25 protein-coding genes and 1 tRNA gene are annotated in these 25,547 nt (G+C 39.1%); 19 read left to right on the top strand and 7 right to left on the bottom strand.

The features are described from left to right. Positions 1 to 45 precede the first annotated feature (45 nt). The 6 genes from EHR07_RS01775 to prmC all read left to right on the top strand — a co-directional run bounded on the left by EHR07_RS01775 (position 46) and on the right by prmC (position 4,592). The gene (locus EHR07_RS01775; protein ID WP_135743491.1) at positions 46 to 684 is read left to right on the top strand and encodes an LIC_10271 family cell wall hydrolase; all 639 of its coding nucleotides are present in this window, start codon (positions 46 to 48) and stop codon (positions 682 to 684) included. Beyond that, a complete protein-coding gene (locus EHR07_RS01770; protein ID WP_135743490.1) occupies positions 684 to 1,913 on the top strand; it encodes an amidohydrolase family protein in 1,230 nt (409 codons plus the stop codon). The genes EHR07_RS01775 and EHR07_RS01770 overlap by 1 nt, the downstream gene beginning before the upstream one ends. Before the next feature lie 25 nt (positions 1,914 to 1,938). Next, complete coding sequence (locus EHR07_RS01765; RefSeq protein ID WP_135743540.1) at positions 1,939 to 2,991, top strand: tetratricopeptide repeat protein; 1,053 nt, start codon at positions 1,939 to 1,941, stop codon at positions 2,989 to 2,991. 11 nt (positions 2,992 to 3,002) lie between these two features. Then, a complete protein-coding gene (locus EHR07_RS01760; RefSeq protein ID WP_039928954.1) occupies positions 3,003 to 3,635 on the top strand; it encodes a Crp/Fnr family transcriptional regulator in 633 nt (210 codons plus the stop codon). A gap of 2 nt (positions 3,636 to 3,637) precedes the next feature. Further along, positions 3,638 to 3,710, top strand: a tRNA-Arg gene (locus EHR07_RS01755). A gap of 6 nt (positions 3,711 to 3,716) precedes the next feature. Beyond that, positions 3,717 to 4,592: a peptide chain release factor N(5)-glutamine methyltransferase gene (gene prmC / locus EHR07_RS01750; protein WP_135743489.1), complete on the top strand. Its 876-nt coding sequence runs from the start codon at positions 3,717 to 3,719 to the stop codon at positions 4,590 to 4,592. On the opposite strand, the gene EHR07_RS01745 is transcribed toward prmC, so the two are convergent. After that, positions 4,593 to 5,009 carry a MarR family winged helix-turn-helix transcriptional regulator gene (locus EHR07_RS01745; RefSeq protein WP_244288898.1) on the bottom strand — a complete coding sequence of 139 codons (417 nt, stop codon included), beginning with the start codon at positions 5,007 to 5,009 and terminating at the stop codon, positions 4,593 to 4,595. It abuts the gene before it with no gap. Between the two features lie 173 nt (positions 5,010 to 5,182). Here EHR07_RS01745 and EHR07_RS01740 point away from each other — a divergent pair, with 173 nt between their 5' ends. Beyond that, positions 5,183 to 6,040: an alpha/beta fold hydrolase gene (locus EHR07_RS01740; protein WP_135743487.1), complete on the top strand. Its 858-nt coding sequence runs from the start codon at positions 5,183 to 5,185 to the stop codon at positions 6,038 to 6,040. A gap of 97 nt (positions 6,041 to 6,137) precedes the next feature. Here the strand turns inward: EHR07_RS01740 and EHR07_RS01735 are convergent, their stop codons facing one another. Then, positions 6,138 to 7,121, bottom strand: a complete 984-nt coding sequence (locus tag EHR07_RS01735; protein ID WP_135743486.1) for a malate dehydrogenase — start codon at positions 7,119 to 7,121, stop codon at positions 6,138 to 6,140. A 30-nt stretch (positions 7,122 to 7,151) separates the two neighbouring features. Continuing rightward, a complete protein-coding gene (locus tag EHR07_RS01730; RefSeq protein ID WP_135743485.1) occupies positions 7,152 to 8,201 on the bottom strand; it encodes a DsbA family protein in 1,050 nt (349 codons plus the stop codon). A gap of 161 nt (positions 8,202 to 8,362) precedes the next feature. Between EHR07_RS01730 and EHR07_RS01725 the strand changes: the two genes are divergently transcribed. Then, positions 8,363 to 8,671 carry a hypothetical protein gene (locus EHR07_RS01725; protein ID WP_135743484.1) on the top strand — a complete coding sequence of 103 codons (309 nt, stop codon included), beginning with the start codon at positions 8,363 to 8,365 and terminating at the stop codon, positions 8,669 to 8,671. 2 nt (positions 8,672 to 8,673) lie between these two features. Then, entirely contained in the window at positions 8,674 to 9,312 is a 639-nt protein-coding gene (locus tag EHR07_RS01720) for a hypothetical protein (RefSeq protein ID WP_135743483.1), read from the top strand. On the opposite strand, the gene thrB is transcribed toward EHR07_RS01720, so the two are convergent. Genes thrB through EHR07_RS01705 form a run of 3 tightly spaced genes read right to left on the bottom strand, consistent with a single transcriptional unit; the run spans position 9,313 to position 13,059 of the window. Beyond that, positions 9,313 to 10,266, bottom strand: a complete 954-nt coding sequence (gene thrB / locus EHR07_RS01715; RefSeq protein WP_135743482.1) for a homoserine kinase — start codon at positions 10,264 to 10,266, stop codon at positions 9,313 to 9,315. It abuts the gene before it with no gap. A gap of 34 nt (positions 10,267 to 10,300) precedes the next feature. Further along, positions 10,301 to 11,821 carry a phytoene desaturase family protein gene (locus tag EHR07_RS01710; protein WP_135743481.1) on the bottom strand — a complete coding sequence of 507 codons (1,521 nt, stop codon included), beginning with the start codon at positions 11,819 to 11,821 and terminating at the stop codon, positions 10,301 to 10,303. A 53-nt stretch (positions 11,822 to 11,874) separates the two neighbouring features. Next, positions 11,875 to 13,059, bottom strand: coding sequence for an acyl-CoA dehydrogenase family protein (locus tag EHR07_RS01705; RefSeq protein ID WP_135743480.1), 1,185 nt, complete (start codon positions 13,057 to 13,059; stop codon positions 11,875 to 11,877). Positions 13,060 to 13,433: 374 nt separating this feature from the next. On the opposite strand from EHR07_RS01705, the gene EHR07_RS01700 reads away from it, so the two are divergent. Then, positions 13,434 to 14,906 carry an HD domain-containing phosphohydrolase gene (locus tag EHR07_RS01700; protein WP_135743479.1) on the top strand — a complete coding sequence of 491 codons (1,473 nt, stop codon included), beginning with the start codon at positions 13,434 to 13,436 and terminating at the stop codon, positions 14,904 to 14,906. Here EHR07_RS01700 and EHR07_RS01695 read toward each other — a convergent pair. Then, entirely contained in the window at positions 14,903 to 16,252 is a 1,350-nt protein-coding gene (locus EHR07_RS01695) for an adenylate/guanylate cyclase domain-containing protein (protein ID WP_135743478.1), read from the bottom strand. The two genes, EHR07_RS01700 and EHR07_RS01695, sit on opposite strands and share 4 nt — an antisense overlap. A 102-nt stretch (positions 16,253 to 16,354) precedes the next feature. Here EHR07_RS01695 and EHR07_RS01690 point away from each other — a divergent pair, with 102 nt between their 5' ends. The 9 genes from EHR07_RS01690 to rsmA all read left to right on the top strand — a co-directional run bounded on the left by EHR07_RS01690 (position 16,355) and on the right by rsmA (position 25,530). Then, a complete protein-coding gene (locus tag EHR07_RS01690) occupies positions 16,355 to 17,164 on the top strand; it encodes a hypothetical protein (protein WP_238733508.1) in 810 nt (269 codons plus the stop codon). A gap of 16 nt (positions 17,165 to 17,180) precedes the next feature. Further along, positions 17,181 to 17,480: an LIC10362 family protein gene (locus EHR07_RS01685; protein ID WP_135743477.1), complete on the top strand. Its 300-nt coding sequence runs from the start codon at positions 17,181 to 17,183 to the stop codon at positions 17,478 to 17,480. Between the two features lie 67 nt (positions 17,481 to 17,547). Continuing rightward, positions 17,548 to 18,309: an electron transfer flavoprotein subunit beta/FixA family protein gene (locus tag EHR07_RS01680; RefSeq protein WP_135743476.1), complete on the top strand. Its 762-nt coding sequence runs from the start codon at positions 17,548 to 17,550 to the stop codon at positions 18,307 to 18,309. Positions 18,310 to 18,319: 10 nt separating this feature from the next. Continuing rightward, the gene (locus tag EHR07_RS01675) at positions 18,320 to 19,279 is read left to right on the top strand and encodes an electron transfer flavoprotein subunit alpha/FixB family protein (protein WP_135570518.1); all 960 of its coding nucleotides are present in this window, start codon (positions 18,320 to 18,322) and stop codon (positions 19,277 to 19,279) included. Positions 19,280 to 19,301: 22 nt separating this feature from the next. After that, complete coding sequence (locus tag EHR07_RS01670; protein WP_135743475.1) at positions 19,302 to 19,883, top strand: LolA family protein; 582 nt, start codon at positions 19,302 to 19,304, stop codon at positions 19,881 to 19,883. A 2-nt stretch (positions 19,884 to 19,885) separates the two neighbouring features. Next, positions 19,886 to 21,859: a hypothetical protein gene (locus EHR07_RS01665; RefSeq protein ID WP_135743474.1), complete on the top strand. Its 1,974-nt coding sequence runs from the start codon at positions 19,886 to 19,888 to the stop codon at positions 21,857 to 21,859. Continuing rightward, complete coding sequence (gene trpS / locus EHR07_RS01660) at positions 21,856 to 22,824, top strand: tryptophan--tRNA ligase (protein ID WP_135743473.1); 969 nt, start codon at positions 21,856 to 21,858, stop codon at positions 22,822 to 22,824. The genes EHR07_RS01665 and trpS overlap by 4 nt, the downstream gene beginning before the upstream one ends. Before the next feature lie 44 nt (positions 22,825 to 22,868). Then, the gene (locus tag EHR07_RS01655) at positions 22,869 to 24,698 is read left to right on the top strand and encodes a ComEC/Rec2 family competence protein (protein ID WP_135743472.1); all 1,830 of its coding nucleotides are present in this window, start codon (positions 22,869 to 22,871) and stop codon (positions 24,696 to 24,698) included. After that, positions 24,652 to 25,530, top strand: coding sequence for a 16S rRNA (adenine(1518)-N(6)/adenine(1519)-N(6))-dimethyltransferase RsmA (rsmA, locus tag EHR07_RS01650; RefSeq protein WP_135743471.1), 879 nt, complete (start codon positions 24,652 to 24,654; stop codon positions 25,528 to 25,530). The genes EHR07_RS01655 and rsmA overlap by 47 nt, the downstream gene beginning before the upstream one ends. The last annotated feature ends 17 nt before the right edge of the window (positions 25,531 to 25,547 follow it).

The following is a 25,547-nucleotide window of genomic DNA, read 5'->3' as shown; positions in this document are numbered from 1 at the left end:
TGCCCTCTCTCTTTTAGCTGTCGATACTTCTAGAAGGGATCACGAGTGCGAAAATTTCGATACATTCTAATTTTATTAGGGATTTTGTTTGGATCCTCTCTTTCCCCGAAACAAAATCCAAAAGCGGAAATCCCCTCTTCCTACCGTGTGACCAAAGGGGATTCTTGGTTTGGGATTGCCAGAAAATTCAAAATTTCACCAGAAACCTTAGCAAAGTTAAATGGTCGCACCACCAGTGAAAACTTGTATGAAAGGGAAGTTTTACGAATTCCCAAAGGAAATGAAAAACTTGCGGTTTCCCAAGAATCAATTCTGAAGGAAAAACCTGCCTTTCCCTTGACCCAAAAAGAAAAAGTCTTAAAAAAATACTCCGAACTTACGTATGATCCTCACAAAGGAATCCAATTCCAGCGAGGAAACTCTTCTCTTGTACGGGCAAGCCTACCTGGAAAAGTGGTCCATGTAGATTATATGGATGGGTATGAAAACTTTGTCATCCTAGAACACCAAAACGGCCTTTATTCTGTTTATGGGAACTTGGAACGAATCCAAGTGACCGAAGGACAACAAGTAAATTCAAAAGATCGTCTCGGAATTCTATCAAAAGACAAAGGCCTCTATTTCCAAATGAACAGGCAAAAACAAAACCTAAATCCGGAACGAATTTTGGAGGTTGGCATTTAATGGGAAACTCGGTCCTCTTCCAATCGGCTTCTCTGTATCGAAATGGAAAATTAGAAACCAGTGATCTTATTGTGGATGGTGAAAAAATTTCTGCCATCGACACAAATCTTTCACCAAACAACGATACAGTGACAATTTCCTTGAAGGGAAAAAAAGTTTATCCAGGTTTTATCAATTCCCATGACCATTTACTCGCAAGTTACCTACCGAAAGTAGGAGGAACAGAAAAACACCAGTCTTGGTTGTCTTATGATAATCTTTATAAAAGTTCAGGAGTGTTTGCAGAACGCCAACAAGTAGATCCAGAAATTTTATATTATCTAGGTGCTTATAAAAATTTATTCTCTGGTGTCACAACCGTATTTGACCATATTCCTCATCATGTTCAAAATCCATTTCGAGGAATCCTTCCTGTCAAACTCATCTCCGATTACACTTTAGCTCATTCGATCGGAAACTATAGTTTAGGTTGGGGCGAAGGACCTGCACTTGAATATCGTATGGCAGAACATGCAGGTCTTCCCTTTGTCACACATTTGGCAGAAGGAGTCGATGATGATTCCAAACAATCCCTTCGCCTTTTAGAAAAAATGGATGCCCTTGGCGGACATTCTGTACTCGTTCACTGTTTGCCTTTTGGCCTAAAAGAAGTTGAAAAAATTCTAGAAAAAGGTGCATCCGTAGTTTGGTGCCCAACTTCTAATTTACATATTTTTGGAAAAACAACCAATATCAAACTTTTTTTAGATATGGGAGTTAATGTATGTTTGGGGACAGATTATTCCGCAAGTGGATCACTCCATTTATTAGAAGAATTAAAAACAGCAAAATCGATTTATTTTGGTTTGTATGGGGAAGAATTACCGGAATCAACTCTATTAAAAATGATTACAGAAAACCCAAGAAAGGCATTTCGATTGGGTAATCCAGATGCCATGATGCCTGGTCTTTCTGCCGATTTACTTGTAATCAACGATGATAAACATAATGCAGAGATAAATGTTTCCGAACTTACATGGAAACATATTGATCTTGTTGTCATCGATGGATACCCGATTTATGGGTCAGAAGAATACAAGTCACTCTTTGTTCATTTCGGTTTAGAAACAGAAGAATTTTCCATTGATGGAAAAACGAAACTCGTAGCTGGTTCACCAAAAAAACTCCTGAAACAAGTTTCTGACAGTGTCGGTTATAAAAAGAGTTTGGCTTTTTTACCTAATTTTTGAAAATGAAGCGCAAGCGAGGCATGAGTTGTCAGGTCCTATAGTACGTAATTACAAAGGAGGTTCCATCGTCTACTTCGAGAAAGATAAGGCGGAGGATATCTTTGTACTACAAAAAGGTCGTGTTGTACTAACTTACACGAATATCAACGGCGTGGAACTCAAAGAAGATGTAAAACTCGGTGAGTTTTTCGGAGTGAAGAGTGCCATCGGTCGTTACCCAAGGGAAGAAACGGCACAAGTCATAGGAGCCGCTACAGTTCTTGTCTTCAAAGTCCCCGAATTCGAGAAATTTGTCTCAGACAAAACCCATCTCATCATCAAAATGCTGAAAGTTTTCTCAAGCCAACTCCGCCAGGTTCATCGCCAGGTTAGGGAAATCCTCGGACAAGGGGAAGCTAAGAACCCAGCCTTTGAACTCATGAACGTTGCCGAAGTTTTTTACAAAAATGGAAACTTTGAACATGCCGCTTACGCATTCGAAAAATACTTACAACATTATCCGGACGGAATGTACGTTGACCGAGCCCGCCAACTCGTCGATTTAGCTCGTAAAAAAACCCCTTTTCCTCTCACCATACAAGAGTTAGTTTACAAACCAGAACCTGGTGCCCAAGCAGGCAAACTTCAGGAAATGTTAAAAACGATGGCAGTTCCCGCACAAAACGCAAGTTCCAGCGTGGATCCCAATTCCATTCTTTCCCAATATGACAAAGCTTCGACTCTAATGAATGCAGGGAAATATGCAGAATCCATCGACCTTTTTAAAATGGTCTCGGAAAGGACAGATTCGGTTACCCAGGAAGAAGAACAGTTTGTAGAAAACTCATTATTTTATATGGGTAAGTCTAGTTTCAAAGCCAAGGACTATCCCGGTGCGATAACTCATTTTTCTAATTTTATTAAAAAATACCCCAAAGGTCTTTTACTCAAAGAAAACCTTTACCACCTAGCACTTGCTACAGAAGCATCCGGCGAAAAAGAAAAAGCCAAACAGTTATTCCAAAAGGTAACACAGATGCCACCTTTGGATGATAGTATCTCGGAAGATGCTAAATCCAAACTCAAAGGAGGCAAATAGTGAACGACCAAATGTTAGAAGCCATGTTTGGCAAATTTGGAAAAGTATTCCAACCGAACGAAGTATTGTTTTGTGAATACGAACCTGGAAATGATTTTTATTTGATCAAAGAAGGAAAAGTCAAAATCACAAAAACCATTGGAACCAGTATCAAAACCTTGGATGTATTGGAAGCTGGGGATATTTTGGGAGAGATGGCTATTTTAGAGGAACAACCTCGTTCTGCCACTGCCATTGCTGTAACTGAAGTGAAAGCTCTGAACTTCAACCGTGCGAATTTCGAAATGTTAATGACGAAAAACCCGGCCCTTGCGATGAAACTGCTTCATATTTTTTCCTTTCGGATTTATGACCAAAAACGCCGCCTCATGATCCTTCTTATGGATGATATCGTGGGAAAAGTATGCGACGTCTTTGTGATGTTATACGAAAAGCAGTATAATAACGATGTCTATAACGAAATTATCCTTTCTGCCACTGTGGATGACATTGCCAATTGGTGTGCCCAACCGGTTGGGGAAGTCCAAAAGGTCCTCATGCAGTATGTAAAAACAGGCAAACTAGATCTCTATCCAGATAAAATTGTTATTCACAATATCTCCGATTTCCAAAGGATAGTGAATCAGAAACGTAAACCTACGTAAACGCTCCCATAGCTCAGGTGGATAGAGCACTAGTTTCCTAAACTGGGGACACAGGTTCGAATCCTGTTGGGGGCAAAAATTATGGCGGAACAACCAGGAACCCTTCTATATTATCTAAAACGGTCCACTGAATTTCTGGAGAAAAAGGAAATTCCAAACCCTCGTGTAGATGCAGAATGGATCCTTTCCGATCTTTTAAATCTCCCCCGCATTAAACTCTATTCCCAATTTGAAATGCCTCTAGGACAAAAGGAAATTGATACTTACCGGGAACGAATTGTAGAACGAAGCAAACGAAAACCTGTCGCCTACATCACTGGCAAAAAAGGATTTCATAAATTTGAATACTTGGTAACAGAAAATGTCCTCATCCCAAGACCGGAAACTGAAGAACTCGTAGACTACCTTTGGAAAAGAAAAGAAGAACTATCCTTCACTGAACCGAGTCCTTTACAAATTTGGGACCTATGTTCGGGGAGTGGATGTATTGGACTAAGTCTCACACAGCTTCTACCAACGAGTGTTGTGACACTTTCCGACCTTTCCGAAAAAGCAATCGATGTGAGCCGGCGTAATGCGGAAAAATATAACCTAACCGACAAAACCAGTTTTTATGTTTCTGATTTGGATTTAGCACTTCCCGATGGTTTAGAATTTGATTTGGTTGTTTCCAATCCCCCTTATATCCCGGAATCAGAAAAACCAGAGATAATGCCAGACGTCCTCGACTATGAACCCCACCTGGCATTATTTGTTTCAGATTTCAAAGAATTCCACAAACGATTGTTAGATGCCATATCCAAACGCCTGAAACCAGGTGGAAAATTGATGTTAGAAACCCATCCTCTCTATAGTAAGGACTTAGAAGAAATGGCAAAAACGATGGGTTTTGTGGATACAAAAATTGTGTTAGATAGTTCTAAGAAAGAACGATTTCTTTTTGCAAAAAAACTATAGCTAAGTATTTTCCCTGTTTGGCAATTGAACCGAGGTTTGGATTTTAAAAAGTAGCAAATACAATTCCCTTTCCTCTTTCTCAGAGAGATCCTTTCGAAATACCTGGTCAGCTGACCTTACAATTGGAATCCCCTTCTCCCAAATTTCTTTCCCTTTTTTGGTAAAACGTAAATGGTAATGGCGTTTGTCTGTATCCGAAACTACTCGTTTCACCCAGGATTTTTTAACCCAACCATCCACGAGTCTCGAAACGGTGGTTTTGTCTTTGACCAGACGTTCACTCAATTCCTTTTGATTTAACGTTTCTGAATCCACCAAAGGAAAAAGTAACATCCATTCTTCAAATCGCATTCCAATTTTGTTTTTTGTAAATTCATCAGACAAAAACCGCCTCATTAGAAGCAAAGTTTCACTCATATAAATCCCGAGATAACTTGCGATTCCTTTCCCTTCCATAATCCCAGTCCAACTTGTTTTTCTAAAATCGACAAGTCCTTTTTAGTTGCAATCTGCAACCATATAGTTGTATATTGCAACTATATTAGATACACAAAAAAATATAAAATATCTGAAACCCTGAAGGAAATGTTATGGAATGGAAATACCAAACGATTGAAAGAGAGGGATTTACCCTCCAAGTAGCAAAAAATAATACAAACGGCCCAGAGCTATTTTGGATTGGGAGTGCTTTGTATTATCCGAGAGTCATCCCAAGGGAGATGGCCGAAACATACCAAATCACCGTGGTAGACCATAGGGGCTTTGCCAAAAGAACCAATTCTTTAAATGAAACCATTGAGGATTATACTTTAGAGAAACTTCTAGAGGATTTTAATTTTATACAAACAGAGTTAAAAATCCCGGCCTGTCCTGTTATCGGCCATTCGGGACATGGGTATATGGCACTTACTTATGCAGCAAAATACCCAGAGCAAGTCACAAACCTTGTAATGGTATCCACAGGTCCAAGCCACGGAAGCCCCATGTTAGAAGCAGAAGTTTATTTCCAAAAAGATGCCTCTGACCTACGCAAAGAGGCACATTTGCAAAACCAAATCCAATTCCAAAAAAATATAGAAGAATCTCCTTCCGATTTTTTTATCCATTACTGCGTGAGTTTGGAGGCTAAAGGTTTTTACCAAATTCCTTTTCCTTCTAGAAAATTTTGGGAAGGAATCCATACAAACAAACTGGCGTTTGATTATTTGTTTGGTGAAGTATTTAGAGACATTGAAGTATCCGATTCCTTTCGAAAACTTTCCATACCCATTTGGATTTGTATGGGAAAAGAAGACTATCAGGTGGCCCCTTATTACACCTGGGATCCTATCTTAAAAGAATTTCCAAAAATCAAAATGACTGTGATGGAAAAAAGTAGCCATTTACCTTTTTTGGAAAGGCCAACCGAATTTTTAAACGAATTGCAAAACGCCCTCCTTGGCAGGTAAATCATAAAAAAAGCCCGCTACCCTTTTGGGAGCGAGCTTTCCTATAAACTAACATACCAGTCTTTAAAGAATGAATTCTCTAAAGACTAAAAAGGTTTTAACCTAACATGTCTTTGACTTCGTTTCTTTCTTCTTTCAACTCGTTGTGAGTGATCTCAAATTTTTCCTTACCAAAAGCATTGATTTCAAGACCAGTGACGATCTCTACTTTTTTGCCATCAGACTTGAGTGGGTATCCAAAGATAAGACCTTTGTCCACACCATACTCACCATTGGAGTGACATGCCGCACTGAACCAGTCACCAGGTTTTGTAGGAGTGACAATGTTATGCACAGTGTCGACCACTGCGTTTGCTGCAGAAGCCGCAGAAGAAGCTCCGCGCGCTGCAATGATGGCTGCTCCCCGTTTTTGAACGGTAGAGATAAAATCACCTTTCAACCATTCTGTGTCTGAAATCAAATCAGTGGCAGGTTTTCCTTTGATTTTTGCATTGTAAAAGTCAGGGTATTGAGTTGCCGAGTGGTTTCCCCAAATGGCTACATTAGATACGTCTTTGACAAGAACTCCCGCTTTTTGCGCTAATTGTGTTTTTGCACGATTTTCATCAAGTCCTGTCATCGCAAACCATCTGTCAGACGGAACACCTTTTGCATTGTTCATAGCAATCAGTGCGTTTGTATTACATGGGTTACCAACCACAAGAACTCTTACGTCACTTGCAGCATTCTTTTCAATTGCTTTTCCTTGTGTTGTAAAAATTCCACCGTTGATTTTAAGAAGGTCTCCCCTTTCCATTCCCGCTTTTCTTGGAACAGATCCAACAAGAAGTGCCCAGTTGATGTCACGAAACGCCTCATCAATGTTAGAAGAAACTGATACTTTTTCGAGTAAAGGGAAAGCACAGTCGTCCAATTCCATAATGACACCTTTTGCAGCAGGAAGGGCTTGTTCTAATTCCAATAATTGGAGTTCTACTGCAGTGTCAGGTCCAAACATTTGTCCTGAAGCGATACGAAAGAGAAGTGCGTATCCGATTTGTCCGGCAGCACCTGTAACAGCAACTTTTACTTTTTTGCTCATATAATTTTCCTTTAATTTTATAATTTATGATTATTGTTGTAATTCTTTTTGGATGATCTCATCGAAGTTTTCGAATGGAAGTGCTCCCGAAACAAAGATTCCATTGATAAAAAAGGCAGGAGTTCCACTCACACCAACTTTTTGACCGTCTTGGATGTCTGCATCAATTTCAGCTTTTAAACTAGATGCATCTTTCATACAAGATTGGTATTTGTCTTTTGATACACCAGCTTTCGCAATCAAAGCATCTACATTTGCTTTCCCTAAGTTTCCGCTGTTTTCAAAAAACAAATTAAACACATCCCAATACTTTCCTTCTGAGACAGAACAGTTAGCAGCCATATGTGCATACATTGCATCTTGGTGGAATGGAAGAGGGAAATCGCGGAAAACCCAACGAATTTGGCCTTTGTATTTTTCACGAAGTTTTTGGTTCACGTCTTGGCTTCTTTTACAGAATGGACATTCAAAGTCAGAAAATTCGATAACGGTAATTTTTGCATCTTTTGGACCAATGGAAGGGTTATTTTTTTCTTCCACAGTCACTCTCACTGCTGCCGGTTCTTTAATTAAAAATTCAACAGGGTATTTAGAAACGATTTCTCGGTAAACATTGCGACTATGTTCTTGTTCTTGTTGGCTTTTTAAGAAACCAACAATTTTGTCTTTTGTTTCGCTCAAAGACTTTCCACCTAACTGAGCTTTATTGGACATATAAACATTTAAAATTTCTTCTTCTGATGGTTCGCTCGGTGTAAACCCTTGGTTTAATACTTCAGAAGGTTTGATGTTTTTATCTTTTGCAACCAGTTCAAATAATTTGTCTTGTGCAAATTCACCAAGAGTGTTTTTGATTAGGCTTTTGTATTCCGATTGGAATTTTGAATAAGCAATCGGCGAAGTTTCTTTCACGTCGCTCAGGTCATATTTTTTTCCGCCGATACTGACCGCATCTTGGGTAATGTATTCCCGAACAAAGGAAGGAACACTGACGATAAAGAGAAGGGCGAAAACGAAGTTGGTCACAAGGACGATTTTGGAGATGGGGTTTTCCATCCACTTTTTAAAAATATTTTCCATCCCTGCCAGCTTCCCGCCCATAAAGCGGACAATCAAACGGAAAAAACTGAAAAAAAAGGAGGTTTTTACTAAAGCCTACCTCTAAATGTCCGAAAATCTGAGGGAGGGAAAAGGAAAGTTTTTTTCCCTAAGCGGATCCTGAACACGGAGGTTTGGGAAAAATGAACACAATCAACATTCAAGGAAACTCACACATTCCCCCTACGATTCCCACCCAAACGGGGAAACAATCAGAGGAAGGAAATGAATCCTTTCCTGAAAAGTCTCCTAACCCAAGAATCACTAAGTTAGAAAAGGAAAAGGAATCTAAGATTCAACCAGAAGATTTGGTTTTGAAACCGACACCTGCTTCTTTGGAAGAAAAACTAAACCAAATCATCTCGCCAGAAGAGGTAAAAGACTTACTGTCTCTTGTAACAAGAACTCCCCTACCAGAGCCTAAAAGTCATAAGGTAGATACCAAAAGGTAAGTTTGTTTCTTAGTATCGCCATTCTTGATAGTTTTATCCTAGTTCTCAGTGGAGTTTTGACCATCTCCGTTTTAGGACTAGGATTTGTTGTGTACAACCAATTCATTCATCCAGTCATTTCTAGAAAAGAATCCGATCGTTATATCCCCGTCCAAACGGGAGACAAATATGATCTTGTTGTGGATGAACTTACTAGGTTTGCCACGTTTCATATTGGATGTAAAACAGGACAATTGGCAACTCGTTGTAATGCGATCTCAGAAGATCATCTCATCTTTCAGTTTAAAAAAAGTCGGGACAGTGAAGATTATACCATTACCGTTTTAAAAAATGGACCAACCTTCTACAAACCACCTCGTATGGAACATTACGGTAAGATGGAATCCAAAGAAAGTTTTGAGTCTTATGAAATCATTGGTCACCCGGCCGAATTTCGGATCTCTGACAAAATCGCCAAAGAAAGAATGGTGAATTTTATCGAAATCTCTCTTACCTCTTCCTTTTATTTCAACAGGTCTGGAAAAGAACGAATGAAGTTTACCTTTGCCGTGGGAAAAATCCAACCGGGGATTAACAGAAAGGTTAGGTTTCGGGGAGATGTTTACGGATTTGGAAAAGAAGAAGGAGCCGACGAAGACTAATTATTTAAATTGGATTCGAACACCGAGTCCATCCGGTTTCACTCGTTTGAATGAATAGGAAATTTTTGCCTCTCCCATCACATTAGATATTTTTTCTTCTAAGTCAGATTGTTTACTTTTGACTGACTTTCTTTCTAAAAATACAAGTAAACTTGGTCCGGACCCAGACAAACAATAACCAATCCCTGCTTGTGTTAAGGTTTCTGCCAAAGGAAACAAAGGAGAAGATTTAGGAATCCGATAAGGTGTGTGCATTTTATCTTCTAAACCAACAAGAAGATCACCAAACTTACGTTTGTCTAAGAAATGCATCCAAGCACCAATCCGAGATAAATTAAAAATCACATCGGCAGTGGCATAGGATTTTGGAAGTGATTTCCTAGATTCTTCTGTAGAAACATGAAACTCTGGTGTTAAAACAAAAATGGCAACCGACGAAGGAAACTTTTTACGAAAATATTTGAGTTTTTCACCAAATGTAGAATAGGCGAAGACAAACCCACCTAAATACGCAGGTAAAGTATTATCGGGATGGCCTTCAAATTCTGCCAAATACTGTAGAAAATCAGGTTCTGAAGGAACCGATTTTGGCTCCAATCGTTTATGGATTTCTCTTGCTAAAGATAAACCGGCAACAATCGCAGAAGCACTTGAACCAAGTCCACCTTTCAGAGGCAAAGAAAGAACCATCTTGCAATGATAAGGTGGAGGTGTAATACTCGGTTCAAATTTTTTAAAATAAGAAAGGTAAGACTGATATACTAAATCTTCTTTTTCTGTAAACGGCAACGGATTACCGTTTTTTAATTCTGTTTTGGATTCTGTAATTTCTTTGGAAAAAGTAAATTCAAATTCATTACGAAGATCGAGGGCAAGACCCATAAGGTCAAAACCAGGGCCCAAGTTGGCAGAAGTTCCTGGCACTTGGATCAGAATCTTAGGAAGGCGAATCATCGTTTCGCCCAGGCTCTAAGACCTGTTTGCAAAATCAACCTCTCTTTCTTGCGAGGAATTGTTCTACAGAATGAAGGCCGCCAAGAACTACCGCCGGAATCCCCTGTCCTGGATAGACAGTGTCTCCTGTAAGAAGTAAGTTTGAATCTTCCGAACGGTTACTCAACATTTGAAAAGGATTCGAAAAATAAGAATTAGGAATCCCACCCACTCTTCCAAATTTTCTTCCTGTCCATGTTTTCCATGTAACAGGTGTTGCAGAATGTTGGAATAAAATCATTTCTCTATGAAACCATGGAAAACTATCCTCTAAGGTTTGAATGAGGATCGATTCTATGGTTTTCTTTTTATCTAAGTAAAAATCATCACGAACCCAGGATTCAGGATTTTCTATATGAGTAGAAAGAGAAAGGATACGAATCCCATCAGAGGAACGAATAGAATCTTCGGGATGAGAAAGTGAAAGAAATAGAGAGTTCCCCCCTCCATACGGTAAACTCTTCTTCAAATGGATTTGGTGGTGGAGGCATTCGGATCTAGTCCATTCTTCGGATGGATTGGTTTGGATGGCAATCCCCATAGTAAATGCACCCCAGATTCCTTTTTCGATTTTTTTAGTTTTCTCCTTTAGTTTTGGTAAGGTATCCGTGATCTCCATTAGATTCCAAATCGGAAGATTCGAAACCACCAAGGGCGTGCGAAATAAAAAGTTCTCTCTATGTTTGGTGTGAATCTCCCAATCCATTTCCTGGTTTTCATTTTTGGAGGAGATTTTTTTTAGTAAGCATACTTCTTGTTTATAGAGAATTTTTCCGCCCTTGGATTCAATTTTTTCTAATATGGTTTCTGCCAAGGAAACCATTCCTCCTTTCAGAACATAATTTTGTAATTGAGGATAGGTAAGGCCGATAGAAGCAAATGACATGGAAACTTTTGCTGAAGTGGTTTGGCTTGTGATTAAAAGTTGCTCATCTAAAAAACGAATCCATTCTTTGTTTTTCGTAAGACCCAAACATTTTAAAACAAAACGTAAAGGTACAAAAGAAAAAAATAAAACAAGTAAGTCACTGGGCCGAAAGGAACCAATCGATTTCCAAATATCAATAAGTTTTTGAAAGGGGAAAAATTTGTATCTCCCGGACAAACTCCAAAGAGAATCAGAAAGCAAATTACTGAGTTTCCAAAATACTTCCATTCGCAAACCACCACCAAACGCGCGCTTTGCTTCCAAAATCCAATTTTTGTGGTTTTGGTAACGTTCAATGATTTTTCCATCCAAATGGACTACCATAGAACGTTTTAATGGAAGAAGGGGAAATTGGATTTGAAATTCTCGGATAAGTTTATCTAAAGGTAGGCCAGGTTCTAATCCCACAAGTGTGGTTGCGCCGGATTCGAAGACAAATCCATTCTTTCGAAAACTAGAAGCACAACCACCAGGAGCCGTGCCTTTTTCTAAAATTAATACACGCCTTCCTTTTTCGGAAAGTGACAAAGCTGCACTTAGTCCCCCAAGTCCAGAACCAATGACCACTACATCCCAATAAGTATCCATCTTCTTGTAGACCGTTCTAAGTCAAAAGATGGATACAAATTAAAACGATAGATTCATTCAGACCAAAGTCTTTTTAGATCGCTTGCAATGTTTTTTTGCATGGCTTCGTTGGTTCCCCCACCAATGCTGAGTAAAATGGCATCGCGGTGTAAACGTTCTACTGGATATTCACGGCAATAGCCATAACCACCTAATACCTGTATAGCGTTACGTGAGACACGTTCAGCCATTTGAGTGGCAACCAGTTTTGCAGAAGCCGCCCCAAGGGAATTACGAACATCAGGACCAAGTTCACTTGCCACATGATACACTAGAGCTCGCGCTGCTTGGTAATCGGCATAAGATTCGGCGACCATTCTTTGGATTTGACCAAACTCCAATAGTTTTTTTCCGAAAGCCTCTCTATGACGAACGGTATAATCGCACATGATATCAATACAACGACGAGCAATTCCAAGCGATTGTGCCGCAAGTGTCACTCGTTCAATTTCTAAATTCCTCATCATATGAGTCACAGCCCCGTTTTCCAAACCGAGCAAATTTTCTTCAGGAACTTCCATATCCTCAAAGACTAGTTGTGTTGTAGGAGAAGAACGCATTCCCATCTTTTCTTCTTTTTTTCCGACCGAAAAACCTTTGTAAGACGATTCAATCACAAAGGAGGTCATTTTTTTACCTAATTTATCTAACTTGGTATAAAGTACAAAAACCTGACCAATGGAACCGTTCGTAATGTATTGTTTGACCCCATTGATGATATAACGATCACCTTTTTTCACAGCATGTGTGGTCATCCCAAGAACATCAGTTCCGGCTCCGGGTTCTGTCATTCCCATACCGCCAATCCATTCGCCGGTGATGACCTTACTCAAATAACGACTTCTCTGAGTTGGGTTCGAGCTATAGTAAAAATTATTAACAAAAAGAACTTCATGAGCCAAATAAGACAAAGTAAATCCAGGATCAAACCTAGACATCTCTTCATGGATGATGACAGAAGCAAGTGGATCGAGTCCATGCCCACCATCTGCTTCCGGTACCGTGATTCCAAAAATTCCCAGTTCAGAACCTAGACGTTTGAATAACAAGGTATTGAATGTTTCTTTTTCATCGTTTTCCTTGGCTTGTTCGTCCATTTCACGTTCTGCAAAGGATGCCACAGACTCTCGCAGGGCTAGGTGGTCTTCTGTAGGATTAAATAAATCGAGAGATGATTTTTTTGTCGAAAGCGTACTCATGGAGATAATTCTTTCGGACTTTTCCTAAACTTGTAAACGAAAAAACAAAGTGGGAATTGCCTAAGTAAGATTGAATTCGCTACAAAAACGAACAGTTTTAACGAAATCAAAAATAGGATTGGGAAAAAGAAATGATGAAACCACTAACAGAGGTTAATTTCTATAGAAACATTGACACAACTGATGTTAAGATAAAACAAATTCATCAACACCGAATAGAATCACTACCATAGACTAGTAAATATCCTAAGAGGAAATTCCTATGTATCAAAAAGTCATAAGAAAATATAAGGAATGATTTACTTTTTATCGATTCGATTCAAATGTCACCATTATATCTGGAAATAAGTTTCGTCATATAAGCAAAAATTAACATGAGCACTAACGATACAAACATAGTACCAAGAGATAAGCTCGCCAAATTTGAGTTAACCGAAGAGTCTTTAAATAGTTTCCGCAAAAACAACAACATCCCTCTCGATCTTTATAATAAAGACGGACAAATTCTAATTCACAAAAAAAGAAATCCGAGCGAAGCAGATTTCGGAAAACTCCTAAAGTTTGAAATGCAAGGGGTTTATTTTCTCATCTCTGAGCTAAAAAAAACAAAACAAAATCCTAATGGTGCCCCTTTTTTAGAGCCAGGTAGAACTACAAAATTATTTGACCAAGAAAAAACAGCTAGGTTTGCCAAACAGTCCCAAGCCCTCATCGAAGACCTTCGCAAAACATCTTTTTCCTCAGAACAGGCCGTGTTTGTACAAAACTCGGTCAATGAACTTCTGACAGACTTTACTAGTAATCCCGACTACGAACTGGGAATTTTTAATATTTTGGAAATCCTTGGCGTTGCTGGAGTTTCTGTTGAATCCGAACTCATGACCAAACGGACTGTGGTGGCGATGGGAATGAAAGTTCGTACAAAAAAAATTGTAAACGAAGGCAAAGAAGAATCCAATAAAAAAGACCATTTGAGTCTTATGATGGCAAGTTATTTAGCAGATGTTGGATATTCTAGACTCGACATTAAAAACAATCCTAAACTCACAAAAGAGGAATATGCGGTTGTCCAACAACACCCTATCATCAGTTATTTGATGACACTGCCTGCACCAGAAATTGATTCTCACGTTCGCACTTTAATTTTGAATCACCATAGACCTTATCGTGGGAATGGAGTGAATAATAATTTTCCCGATCCCAGATCCCTTTTCACCAAACTCATGTCAGTCCGTGACAAATATAGTAAAGAAGTCGGAAAAGAACGAATCACACAAGACATCGAACTCCAACTCCATTTACAAGAAAACAATGTAACTTCTGCTAGTTTCGAAGAAGACATTGCCATCCTATCGCTTGCCAGCGAATATGCCTCCCTCACCTCGAACCAACCTTGGAGACCAGCTTTCAAATCTTCTACCGCTCTCAAGATGATTCTAAACGATTCGTTTTTCTCTTATAGTAATAAAAACATCAGACATCTTTTGGATTATGTGGGAAGTTCTCTCACAAATAACGAAAACATTGTGAACTTTGGTGACTTTGTCATTACCGCTTCTGTCGATTCGGAAAGACGTGCCCACTTTGATATTTGTATTGTTTTGGATGTAGGTCGTTATCAAACCAGACCCAAACTCCAAAGGATTTGTAGTATCAATCCAGTGTTTCAAAAAGGAAACAAATTCAAAATTGCTGATTTTGATTTACATAGCATTAAAATCGATCGCAGAAAAGCCATTATGGATTTGGCCTTACAAGCAGGAACCTCTCGGGTCATTTATATCATTGATCCAGAACTCAACCCTGCCCTGCACGAAGCAGTTTACAAAATCAACATGGCCTCCTAAGGCCTGCTTGGTGCATAGAGATGGATTTTTTGTTCTCTACCCGAAAGAGTCACATCTGCTTTTTTATCCCAACCGGTTGGAGAACTTATCTCTAACCAAACCGCTTCTGAAATTAAAAAAGTAACACCTAAGTCTTTACAGGCTGACTCAATGCGAGAGGCGGTATTCACTGTATCTCCAATCACAGTATATTCCATTCTCTCTTCTGATCCAATGCTTCCACAAAAAACCTCACCTGTATGAATTCCGATTCCAATTTTGATTTCAGATTCCCCATTTTTTTTTCGTTCTAAATTCCAAGTATTTAATTCATCTAACATAGCCTTGGCGGCAAGGACCGCATTTTTTGAATCTTCTCCTGGATTCTCTGATGGCGAAGGAGTACCAAAAGTAGCCATCACCGCATCACCAATAAATTTATCCAAACTACCACCATATTGAAAGATAGCCCTCACCATACGGCGGCGAAATTCAGTTAAAAAAATAGAAAGGGATTCCGGGTCCATTGGCTCTGAAAACTGAGTGAATCCTCGAATGTCGCTAAAGAGAACTGTTACTTTTTGTCGTTTGCCTTTTGCAATTACTTCCGGTTCGGACACAATTTCAGAAACTAAGTCAGGGGAAAAATAACGTGATAAAGTTGTTTTTTGTGATTCAGCAGCCGCAAACTTTAATAACATCCTAAGGCTACGAAAAATGGCATAGGAAATCGCAAACACTAAAACTAGATACACAGTCGGTTTTGTCACCATTGCATCTGACAAAATGATATGGTCACCCAGAACATACTGGTGCCAATCAAAACTACTTACTGAATTTTTATCGAGTAATGCATAAAAAAGAAATCCATAATAACTGAATAAAAAACAAACAAAGGAAAAATTAACCAGTGAAAACCGGTATTGGAATAAACTCAAAGACAAAGGCAAAAGATAAAATACAACCAAAGGAGTTTTGACAAGGAAATTTGGGTTTCCATCACCTTTTAAAATGTACCAATTAAAAATGGTAACTGTCACAAGTAAGTTATCGATAAACAAACTAATATAATCATACTTTGTTCTCCAATGCCCTTTACTTTTTTTAAGAATTTGAGCATGAACAAAGGTATTAATAAAATATAATGTAATGGCTACATAGTTAACTAAATATCCATACACAGAATCGGTATTACTGAGATTGGCTACCGCACTGGCAACAAGAGCAAGTCCAATCACATACCGAAACCGAACTGCAAATAAAGCACCCATTTGTTCTTCTTGGGAGAGGAGTTCCGACATATACTTGGGGAACTGGTCTCGAATGCAGTATACAGAGCGAACGGCTTTGACTAGGGAGTGGAACATAGGCAGACATTCCATCACTGAAAGTTTTACTGGCAAGGGAATTTTCTCTTTGCCAAACTAGAATCCATTCGTTATTTTTGAATGATGTTCCCAAAAGGGTTTTTGAATCCCATCGGAAAACTAATATCCTTTTTAGCTTTGGATGTATTCATTTCCCTCATTGCCAATCTTTCTTTTTTTTCCTTTTATTTAAAAGAAACCATCCGCCCCACACTGTTTCTCTTTTACCTAAGTTCTGTTTGGGCACTGTATTTGGCGGACCATTTATGGGATGCATACAGAGAGAAAGAACCTCTTTCGGAAAGAGGTCTATTCTTTTTAAAACATCGTTTTACTATCGTTAGCTTCCTAATTCTTGCTTTCGTTTTATCTCTATACCTCGGAATCACCGCTGAATTTGATTTTATCCAAAACCAATATCTTTTTTTCCTATCCTTTCTCTTTTTTTTAGTTTTAATTGTAACGAAACTCTCACCCATCCCCAAAGAAATTTTGGTATCAGGATACTATACTTACGGAATTTTTCTCCCCTTCTCTTCGTTTGGTGAGAAAGGCCTAATGGTTTTGATTTTTTTTCTTCATGTTTTTGCAAACGTCCTACTCACCTACAATATCGATCGAGAGTTTGACAGGTCCCAAAAGACCTTTACACTCACCCAATGGATCCAACCCCAAAAACTAAACTACTTTGTCTTTGGTCTTCTCGGAACAGGTTTTTGTATTCTACTTTGGATGGCGATTTTCCAAAATCTCTCTGGAGAATCTCTTTGGGGGATGGGCCTTTCCTATCTTTGGTTGGTTGGTTGTCAATTTAGGGGAGCTAAGGGTTTTCCGATTAAGTCCCTTTGCGAACTTTCTTACATTCCGATGTTTGTTCCCCAGATCTTTTTTTTCTTCTCCCTGCTTCTGTAAAAATTAGGGTGGGTTTATGTGGTTACTCATCGTACATTCTTTCATACTTTTCCTCTTGGTCCTAGTTTATGCCTTTCGATTTCGGAAACTGGAGGCTCACCTTGAGAAAAATATCTTAGTACAAATCCAAGAGGCCACAAAGGACTGGAAATCCACTCCGAATTTGGTCCTTCTCGCTAGTTTTGTCCTCTTCCTCCTATTCCCACTCACCTTGGGTTTTTCCTTCTTTCTCCGCACCGACGCCAACGTCCTTGTTGTCATTGTTTGGATCATTTGGGCCTATAATTGGAGCAAATACAGCTTCTTTAGAGAATAAATTACTTCCCTTATGACTTCCCTCTCGTTTTCTGGTCTAAGGTAATCCACGAAAACGGGGTTAAGGAATGAAAATTGTTGTTCTAGTAAAGCAGGTTCCGGATACGGAAACCAATATCAAGGTCGGTGAAAAATCGATCAACGAAGCTGGCGTAAAATGGATCATCTCTCCTTATGATGAATTTGCAATCGAAGAGGGAATCAGAATTCGTGAAAAAAGCGGTGGAGAAGTCATCGCAGTGTCCCTCGGCCCGGATCGTGCCGTAGAAGCACTTCGCACTGCCTACGCAATGGGTGTAGACAGAGCCATTCATGTGAAAGTGGATGACTACGTAACTTTTGATTCTACATACACTTCTGAACTTCTTGCAAACCTCATCAAAGCTGAAAATGCAGATGTAGTGATTGGTGGTCGTCAATCCATCGATACTGACAGCTCACAAGTAGTCGTGCAAATTGCAGAGAGATTGAATGTTCCTCACGTAGCTATGGCCCTCAAACTTGAGTTCGACGGTAAAAAAGTTACGGCAACTCGCGAAATCGAAGGTGGAACTGAAGTCGTTGAAACTTCTGCTCCTCTAGCAGTGACTGCGCAAAAAGGATTAAACGAACCTAGATACCCAAGTTTAAAAGGAATCATGTCTGCGAAGAAAAAACCAGTAGATGTGAAAAAACCAGAAGAACTCGGTGCCACTGGATCTAAACTCGAAGTAGTATCTCTCGAGCCACCTCCTCCACGTATCGCTGGTCGAAAACTGGAAGCGGCAGATGCACAAGGTTTTGCATCTCAACTTGTAAAAGCTCTTCGCGAAGAAGCGAAGGTCATCTAAGGAGACGAACATGGCTGATGTTTTAGTAGTTGGTGAATTAAAAAACGGCGAACTTAAAAAAATCTCAAAAGAACTTACCTCTGCTGGCCGCAAAATTGCGGATGCAATCGGTGGTAAAGTTCATACAGTTCTTATCACTGACAACGTAGATGCGTTCGCTGGTGATTTGAAAGCAGTTGGTGCTGATGCAGTGATTGGTGCCAACCTTGGTGAATTTTCTCCTGAAGGTTATGCAAATGGAATTTTTGCCATCATCCAAGAGAAAAAACCAGCGGTGGTTTTAATGCCACATTCCGCACAAGGAAAAGAATACTCTGCAAGAGTAGCGATCAAAGCAAATGCGGGAATCGTTGCGGATGCAGTAGGTCTTTCTGTTGACGGTGGTAAAGTGGTAGCTAAAAAACCAATTTACTCTGGTAAAGCTTACGCAAACTTTAAGGTTTCCTCTGAAATCCAAATGTTTACAGTACGTGCTAACTCCCAAGAAGTAACTCCAAAAGACGGAGCGGGTGCTGTAGAGAAATCAGGAGCTTCTGCTGGAGAAGTAAGAACAAAATCTATCTCTAAAGATCTTTCTGGTGGAAACAAAGTACAACTTGCTGATGCTTCTATCATTGTATCTGGCGGACGCGGAATCAAAGGACCAGAAAACTGGCCGATCATCCAAGACTTAGCTGACACTCTTGGTGCAGCACTTGGTGCTTCCCGTGCGACTGTGGATGCTGGATGGATTTCTCACTCACACCAAGTAGGTCAAACAGGTAAAACTGTCTCCCCTAACTGTTACATCGCTTGTGGTATTTCCGGAGCGATCCAACACTTAGCAGGGATGGGATCTTCCAAATACATCGTTGCCATCAACAAAGATGGAGATGCTCCTATTTTCAAAGTAGCAACTTACGGTGTTGTAGCCGACTTGTTTGAAGTAGTACCTGCACTTACTTCTGAGTTCAAAAAAGTATTGGGTTAATCCCAATACAAACTATCAAACTTTGAGGAATTTCCTTCCCAAATTATCGATAGTTCTCTTTTTCTCTGTCCAAACGGGTCTCCTTTGGGCAGAGGAAGGAAGAGATCGTCTAAACGCCGTTATCGGCAAAATGAATTCCCTTGAAAGTTTTCGTGCCTCAGTAACCGTCAATGGTGGACTGACAGGTGTCGTTTCCTACAAAAGCCCAGGCCAACTCCATGTCCGTTTTAGTGACGGAAGGATTATTTCTTCCAATGGCCGAATTTTATGGTTCTATAATCCAGATTCCTCGATTGCTGGGAAACAAGACTTGAAAGGTGTTTCCGGTGGACTTGGCGGCCTACTTTCCGGATACGAAAATGTGTCAGTAAGTGGCAGAACTTTTCGTCTTACATCCAATACTAAAAGGTATAATGAAATAATCCTGGTTGTTTCCGAAAACGACCTACCCCGTGTACTCAAAATGAAACGTTCCGACGAAGAAATCACTGAAGTGGCCTTTTCAGGCATCGCTACTAATATTGGTCTCGGAACCTCGCTTTTTAACTTCCAACCCCCCACAAGCTCACAAATTGTTGAGAACCCTCTCAACCAAAAGGAGTAATTGTGACCCCGGTCTCTCGTACAGAAGCACACCGTGTATTTGCCGACTTATATCGTAAAACACGTACGCCGGAACACCAACAACTCATCGATGAAGCCATTTTAAAATCCAACGATGTTTTCATTCGTATTGATCTCATTCGAAAAGTGGATGAAGATTACGAAGCAAAAAATAAACCGAAAAAAGAAGATGGTCGTGATCGTGGACTTCCCGAAAGAGAACAACCAAGAAGAGAAGTCGTTTCTCGCACAAATACGCCCGAACCAAAACCAAAACGATCTAGCGATTTAGTCACTATCGAAAGTGCCAAACAAAAACAAAATCCAGCTAAAAAAAGAGTCATCGAACAAAGACAAGGTGGTGGATTACTTGCAGGTTTATTTGGTGGTGGTGCTGGCAGTGTTAATAATTCTATAAGCAAATTTGGAAAAGATACAGGTACCATAGACTTAGGACTTTTTGGAAGGAACCCAACAATTTCCAATAATGTGGAAAAACTCTTTCGTGGTATGAAAGAAGATGTCCTTATTCCTACTATCCAAGCACTTCGAGTTTCGGAACAACAAGGTTGGAGGATTTGGACTCCCCTAGTTTATAATATCATTAATAACTTTAATAAATTCTATAATGCCTTTGCCTCACTTGATGCTCTAATTTTGGACAAAATTTCTGCTGATATATTTTTAGAACGTTCTCTAAAGATGCAGATGTTTTATGTTAGGTTTTTACAAAGAAGTGATGCAAACGATATCATCCTTTCTAACCTTCCTGACATTGTAAAAATGGATGAAAAGCTCACACCTAAACTAGGTAAAATCATGGAAGGTGTGAATTATGCTCTCAATTTAGAAAATAATAGGCCAAAGTTATCGGAAGCTATTACAGCTTTTTATATAGTAGCGAAAAAGAAAATGTTCACATGGCCAGAGATTGTCGCGGATTTAAGAGTTCCTCCCATCCAAGAACATAAATTCCAAGCGGCACGGGAAATTCAAAAAGAAGTAGAAATCACTGTTGCCAAAATTTCTGACGATATCAATACAAGAACCTTTAAAAAAGAAGAATTGCAAAACCTAAGGTCTCGTTATTTCACCATCGACGACAAAGGAAAAATCAGTTTTGATTTTTTAAATGCTGTTGTGGATGATTTTATGGCACACCATATGCCGGAATCGGCAAAAAGCCAAACAGTCAAAAATAGTTATAAATCCCAACCACATAGACTTGTTTATCTTTTACTTCGAGACTTACAAACAGTTTATATCAACATCATTGAAGGATATGTTAGGTTAGGTGACAAAAACCAAAACCAAGAACTTTTAATCATTCAACCTGGCCTTTTTAGAAACGAAATTGACCAACTCAATTCACTCGTTCGAACTATCGATAACTTCAATAAAAAATTCCCTAGTTTTCAATATAGTTTCCAACAGTATGGAATGGATTTTAGTACAGGCAATGCTGCCAATGATCAAATCGCAGGGCCGATTGTGCAAGCTTTACAAGAAGCATCAGAATTCTTCGGAAGTTTTGCAGGCAAACTCAATATCATTGTGGAAAACCATTTAATGGCAAAAGTCACTGAATCCAAAGGGAAAGTGAACGATAAAATCGTATCTACAAAAGATAAAGTCATCGAAGAAGTAAAAATTGCACAAAGATTCATTCCTCACTATGACAAAACTGTAGTGGCCAAAGAAAGAATCAATGGGATGAAAGTAGAAGATGTATTCATTCAATTCACGAAATATCTTTATAACTATGCAGTGATTTTCAAAGATCCGGCAACCACTTCCAAACTCACGGCGCACCGAAAAATCGAACAAGAACTCATCAAATTGAATAAAGAATACGAAAGGTTAACCTACTCCAGTTTTCACAAAGAAGCCGGTGGCAACGGTGGAAATTCCGGATCTTCCGAAAACCAAGGTGATTCAGAAACAATGAACAGTTCCGAGACGGAAGGAGATACATGAGAGTCCTTACTGGTTTACAACCTTCAGGAAAACTTCACTTAGGAAATTATTTTTCTGCGATTAAAAAAATCTTAGATTACCAATCCAAAGAAGAATTATTTCTTTTTATTGCTAACTTACATGCACTGACAACCTTCCGATCCAAAGAAGAATTAAAAAACTTTACTTTAGAATGCGCAATCGACTTACTAGCGCTAGGTGTAGATCCACAAAAAACTGTTTTTTGGGTGCAAAGTGATGTTCCCGAAGTCACAGAACTTACTTGGTATTTATCTCAATCCATCACGGTTTCTCAATTACAATTGGCACATTCTTTTAAAGACAAAGTAGCAAAAGGTTTTGTTCCTGGGGCAGGACTCTTTACTTACCCAATCCTTATGGCTAGTGATATTTTGTTATTTTCGGCAGAAAAAGTTCCCGTAGGCAAAGACCAAAAACAACATTTGGAATTTGCACGTGATATTGCCGAACGATTCAATTCCCAATTTGGTTCGGTTCTTACCATTCCGGAACCAGATATCGACGAAAATACGGCGACAGTCCCTGGCGTGGACGGAGCCAAAATGTCCAAATCCTATAAAAACACGATCGACTTCTTTGGAACCGAAAAAGAGATCAAAAAGAAAGTGATGTCTATTGTGAGTGATTCTAAGGCCGTCGAAGAGCCAAAGGACCCAGAAACCTCCGTTATCTTTCAAATTCATTCGCTTTTTCTTTCCCCGAATGAAAAAGAATTACAAATTCAAAAATACAAACGTGGTGGAGCCGGCTACGGTGATCTCAAAAAAGATCTTTTGGAATCCATTTTAGCTCACTTTGCACCTTACCGCGAAAAACGAGAAGAACTTTCACAAAACTTAGATTATGTGCACCAAGTTCTAAAAGAGGGAAAGGAAAAAGCAAAGATGGTAGCCCAGACTAAAATCGAAGACATTCGAAAAGTTTTAGGCATCTATCCTTTTTAAAAATCGAAAGAACCAAAACAGTTTCATTTTTACCTAATTCCTGCATGAAGCAGGAAATCTATCTTCTCCCAAGGGCAGATTTTAGTTGGTTCTGTTTGGGAATTTGTGGCACTGCGTTTCTTTTGAAACTCCTGTTTGGGTACCCCGGCTCTCATTCCTTCTTACTCAGCCTATCTCTGTTTTTATTTGTCCTTTATACGTTTATCCCAAAAACATTGCCCACTAAAATTGATAAAAAGGTTTATCTTTTTCTTTTGGCATCGATTTTGTTTTTATTATTTGGGAACTTACATTCTGGACCAAGGATCAAAACAATCCATCCTCTCTTTCGTTCTTATCTTGAAACCCAAATCAAAAAATCTCCACTCACAGTATTTGAATCACGAATTGTGATGGGATTTGTCACAGGCTCTACCAAAGAAATTCCAGGAAGTTTTAAGGACTTAAGTAAAGAATCTGGTATCCTACATTTGTTTGCGGCTTCTGGTCTCCATTTAGGAATTTTTATCGCCTCCTTACAATTTTTGGGAAACCTTTGTTTTCGAAACAGAAAATGGATTTCATTACTACTTTCGTTAGGTGTTGGATTTTTATATTTGTATGTCCTCGACTTTCCTGTTTCCTTTTTACGGGCTTATCTATTTGTTTTTTTATCTCTTCTAGCTTCTCTATTTTTTAGAAAAATAGGACCCGCAGACTTACTTGTTGTTTCTTCCGCATTCATTGCATTCTTTTTATTTTATGATTTTTTAAGTATTGGATTTTTATTATCCTTTGGAGCCGTTTTTGGAATTTTTTTTCTAAAACCTAGTTTGGATCAAATTTTGATTCCTAAATCAAAATCTCTTCTAAAAGAAAATCTTCACTTAACAGTTGCTTGTTCTCTTTGTAGTTTTCCTGTTTTGGTTTATTATTTTCGGTCTTTTTCCTTTGGAGGTATTTGGATCAACTTTCTTTTGGTTCCCTTCGCTGGTATCCTTTTGCCCACAATTTATTTTACCTTTTTTATACAGTCCTTAGTCCCAAAGTTTTTAGAAGACCAAATCATTTCCTGGATTTGGGTTCCTGCTTCTTTTGAACTTTCCCTTTTTTTAAAAATTTTTCATACATTAGGAAATTTAGCAAGAGCCTATAAAACTTGGACCCATGTTCCCTTAGAGCTCTGTATTCTTTCCGCCATTCTAACGTTAGTTTTCTATCTTTATCCTAAAATTCGATTCCTTCAATCTCCTTACCTAAAACATCCCCTTTATCTTTTCCCAATTTTATTTTTGAGTGTTTCCTATTTTTATCCGCGACCCAATTTACCTTCTTTCCTCACCCATAAAAGGAAAGGAAATTTTTCTATCCGAAACGGTGACCATTTGTATCTCTTTGGTAATTGTTATTCTAAAAAAATTTCAGATCCAACGCCAGGCTTACCCCCACCCCAGAAAATTTCTTTTGAATCCGAATCTTGTTTGGCCAATATTCTATCTTTGGTTCGAAAACATAAGATAACGGATGTTTATTGGCATGGGACTGAATCGACAACGGAATGGATCTCCCAATTCCAACTGCCGATAAAACCCATAAAAACGGAGATCCTTGGTGCCAATATGAACCCATTTTATTCGATCATCCGGTTTGATGGGAATCCCAAGGAAGTAGAACGATTTTTAAAACAAATCAAACTGGCAGATAGATCGAAAACAAACCCCCACTGGAAGGGAATTCTCCTTTTGGACTTTCCTCCTTGGAAAAAAAAGGATGCGAAAGAATGGATTCAGTATCAAAAACTACTTGGGATTTCGACTGCCTGGAAAATGATACTCGTTGAGGAAACTTTTGAAATCCCCTTACGCGACTATATCCCAAATCCAAACCTTCTTTGAGGCCAAAGGCATTCGGGCTCAAAAGAAATTTGGGCAAAACTTCCTCATTGACCAAAACATAGTCGATTTTATCGTTAAGTCCGCCGAACCACTATTAAATGACGATTCAATCGTTCTTGCAGAAATTGGGATTGGCCTTGGGACTCTCACTTATCCCGTTCTTAGTTTGGACAAAAAAACCTTTTTATTCGAAATCGATTTTGCTTATATCCAATTGGCTAAGGATGAAATCTTACCTCAGTTCCCCAAAGCTTCCTTATACGAAGGAGATGCTTTAGAAAACCTCCATCATATCTATGAGGAAAAGGTGTTTGTGTTTGGAAATTTACCTTACCACCTAACGACTGAAATCATCAATACCCTTGTCATCCACTGTAGAAATTTTCAAGGGGGAATTTTTATGGTGCAAAAGGAATTTGCCGAACGCCTTGTCAAAGAAACCTCTTCCTTATCTGTTTTTCTCTCTGCGTTTTGCGATGTGAAGTATCTGAAGACAGTTCATAAAAACTGTTTTTTTCCCATTCCCAAAATCCACTCGGCACTGATTTTACTTTCACCCAAAAAAGAATCAAAAGAGAACCAGTGGAAACTCAAAAACCAAACTGAGGTAGAACTCTGGTCTCGAATGCTCCGCACTTTGTTTTGGGGGAAACGAAAACAAATTCAGGTAAGTCTCAGAGAATCTCCTTTTTCAGAAGATCCTCTCTTTCGCGAGGCACTCGGAAAAGCCATCCAATCTGCCGAAATTCCACCCACAGCAAGGCCCGAAGAATTGAACCGTGAACAATTTCTGACCCTGGGTCAACATTTGCTTGACCATTTGTCAAAATGATGGCAAAATTAGCACCG

The organism is Leptospira bandrabouensis (assembly GCF_004770905.1).
Classification (GTDB): domain Bacteria; phylum Spirochaetota; class Leptospiria; order Leptospirales; family Leptospiraceae; genus Leptospira_A; species Leptospira_A bandrabouensis.
Note: the sequence above shows the minus strand (reverse complement) of the source record. Positions and strands in the feature narration are given on the sequence as shown.

Coding starts and splice junctions, on each gene's coding strand:
- EHR07_RS01770 (WP_135743490.1), top strand. CDS start 684: ATGGGAAACTCGGTCCTCTTCCAATCGGCTTCTCTGTATCGAAATGGA.
- EHR07_RS01760 (WP_039928954.1), top strand. CDS start 3,003: ATGTTAGAAGCCATGTTTGGCAAATTTGGAAAAGTATTCCAACCGAAC.
- prmC (WP_135743489.1), top strand. CDS start 3,717: ATGGCGGAACAACCAGGAACCCTTCTATATTATCTAAAACGGTCCACT.
- EHR07_RS01745 (WP_244288898.1), bottom strand. CDS start 5,009: ATGAGTGAAACTTTGCTTCTAATGAGGCGGTTTTTGTCTGATGAATTT.
- EHR07_RS01740 (WP_135743487.1), top strand. CDS start 5,183: ATGGAATGGAAATACCAAACGATTGAAAGAGAGGGATTTACCCTCCAA.
- EHR07_RS01735 (WP_135743486.1), bottom strand. CDS start 7,121: ATGAGCAAAAAAGTAAAAGTTGCTGTTACAGGTGCTGCCGGACAAATC.
- EHR07_RS01730 (WP_135743485.1), bottom strand. CDS start 8,201: ATGGAAAATATTTTTAAAAAGTGGATGGAAAACCCCATCTCCAAAATC.
- EHR07_RS01725 (WP_135743484.1), top strand. CDS start 8,363: ATGAACACAATCAACATTCAAGGAAACTCACACATTCCCCCTACGATT.
- thrB (WP_135743482.1), bottom strand. CDS start 10,266: ATGATTCGCCTTCCTAAGATTCTGATCCAAGTGCCAGGAACTTCTGCC.
- EHR07_RS01710 (WP_135743481.1), bottom strand. CDS start 11,821: ATGGATACTTATTGGGATGTAGTGGTCATTGGTTCTGGACTTGGGGGA.
- EHR07_RS01705 (WP_135743480.1), bottom strand. CDS start 13,059: ATGAGTACGCTTTCGACAAAAAAATCATCTCTCGATTTATTTAATCCT.
- EHR07_RS01700 (WP_135743479.1), top strand. CDS start 13,434: ATGAGCACTAACGATACAAACATAGTACCAAGAGATAAGCTCGCCAAA.
- EHR07_RS01695 (WP_135743478.1), bottom strand. CDS start 16,252: ATGTTCCACTCCCTAGTCAAAGCCGTTCGCTCTGTATACTGCATTCGA.
- EHR07_RS01685 (WP_135743477.1), top strand. CDS start 17,181: ATGTGGTTACTCATCGTACATTCTTTCATACTTTTCCTCTTGGTCCTA.
- EHR07_RS01680 (WP_135743476.1), top strand. CDS start 17,548: ATGAAAATTGTTGTTCTAGTAAAGCAGGTTCCGGATACGGAAACCAAT.
- EHR07_RS01675 (WP_135570518.1), top strand. CDS start 18,320: ATGGCTGATGTTTTAGTAGTTGGTGAATTAAAAAACGGCGAACTTAAA.
- trpS (WP_135743473.1), top strand. CDS start 21,856: ATGAGAGTCCTTACTGGTTTACAACCTTCAGGAAAACTTCACTTAGGA.
- EHR07_RS01655 (WP_135743472.1), top strand. CDS start 22,869: ATGAAGCAGGAAATCTATCTTCTCCCAAGGGCAGATTTTAGTTGGTTC.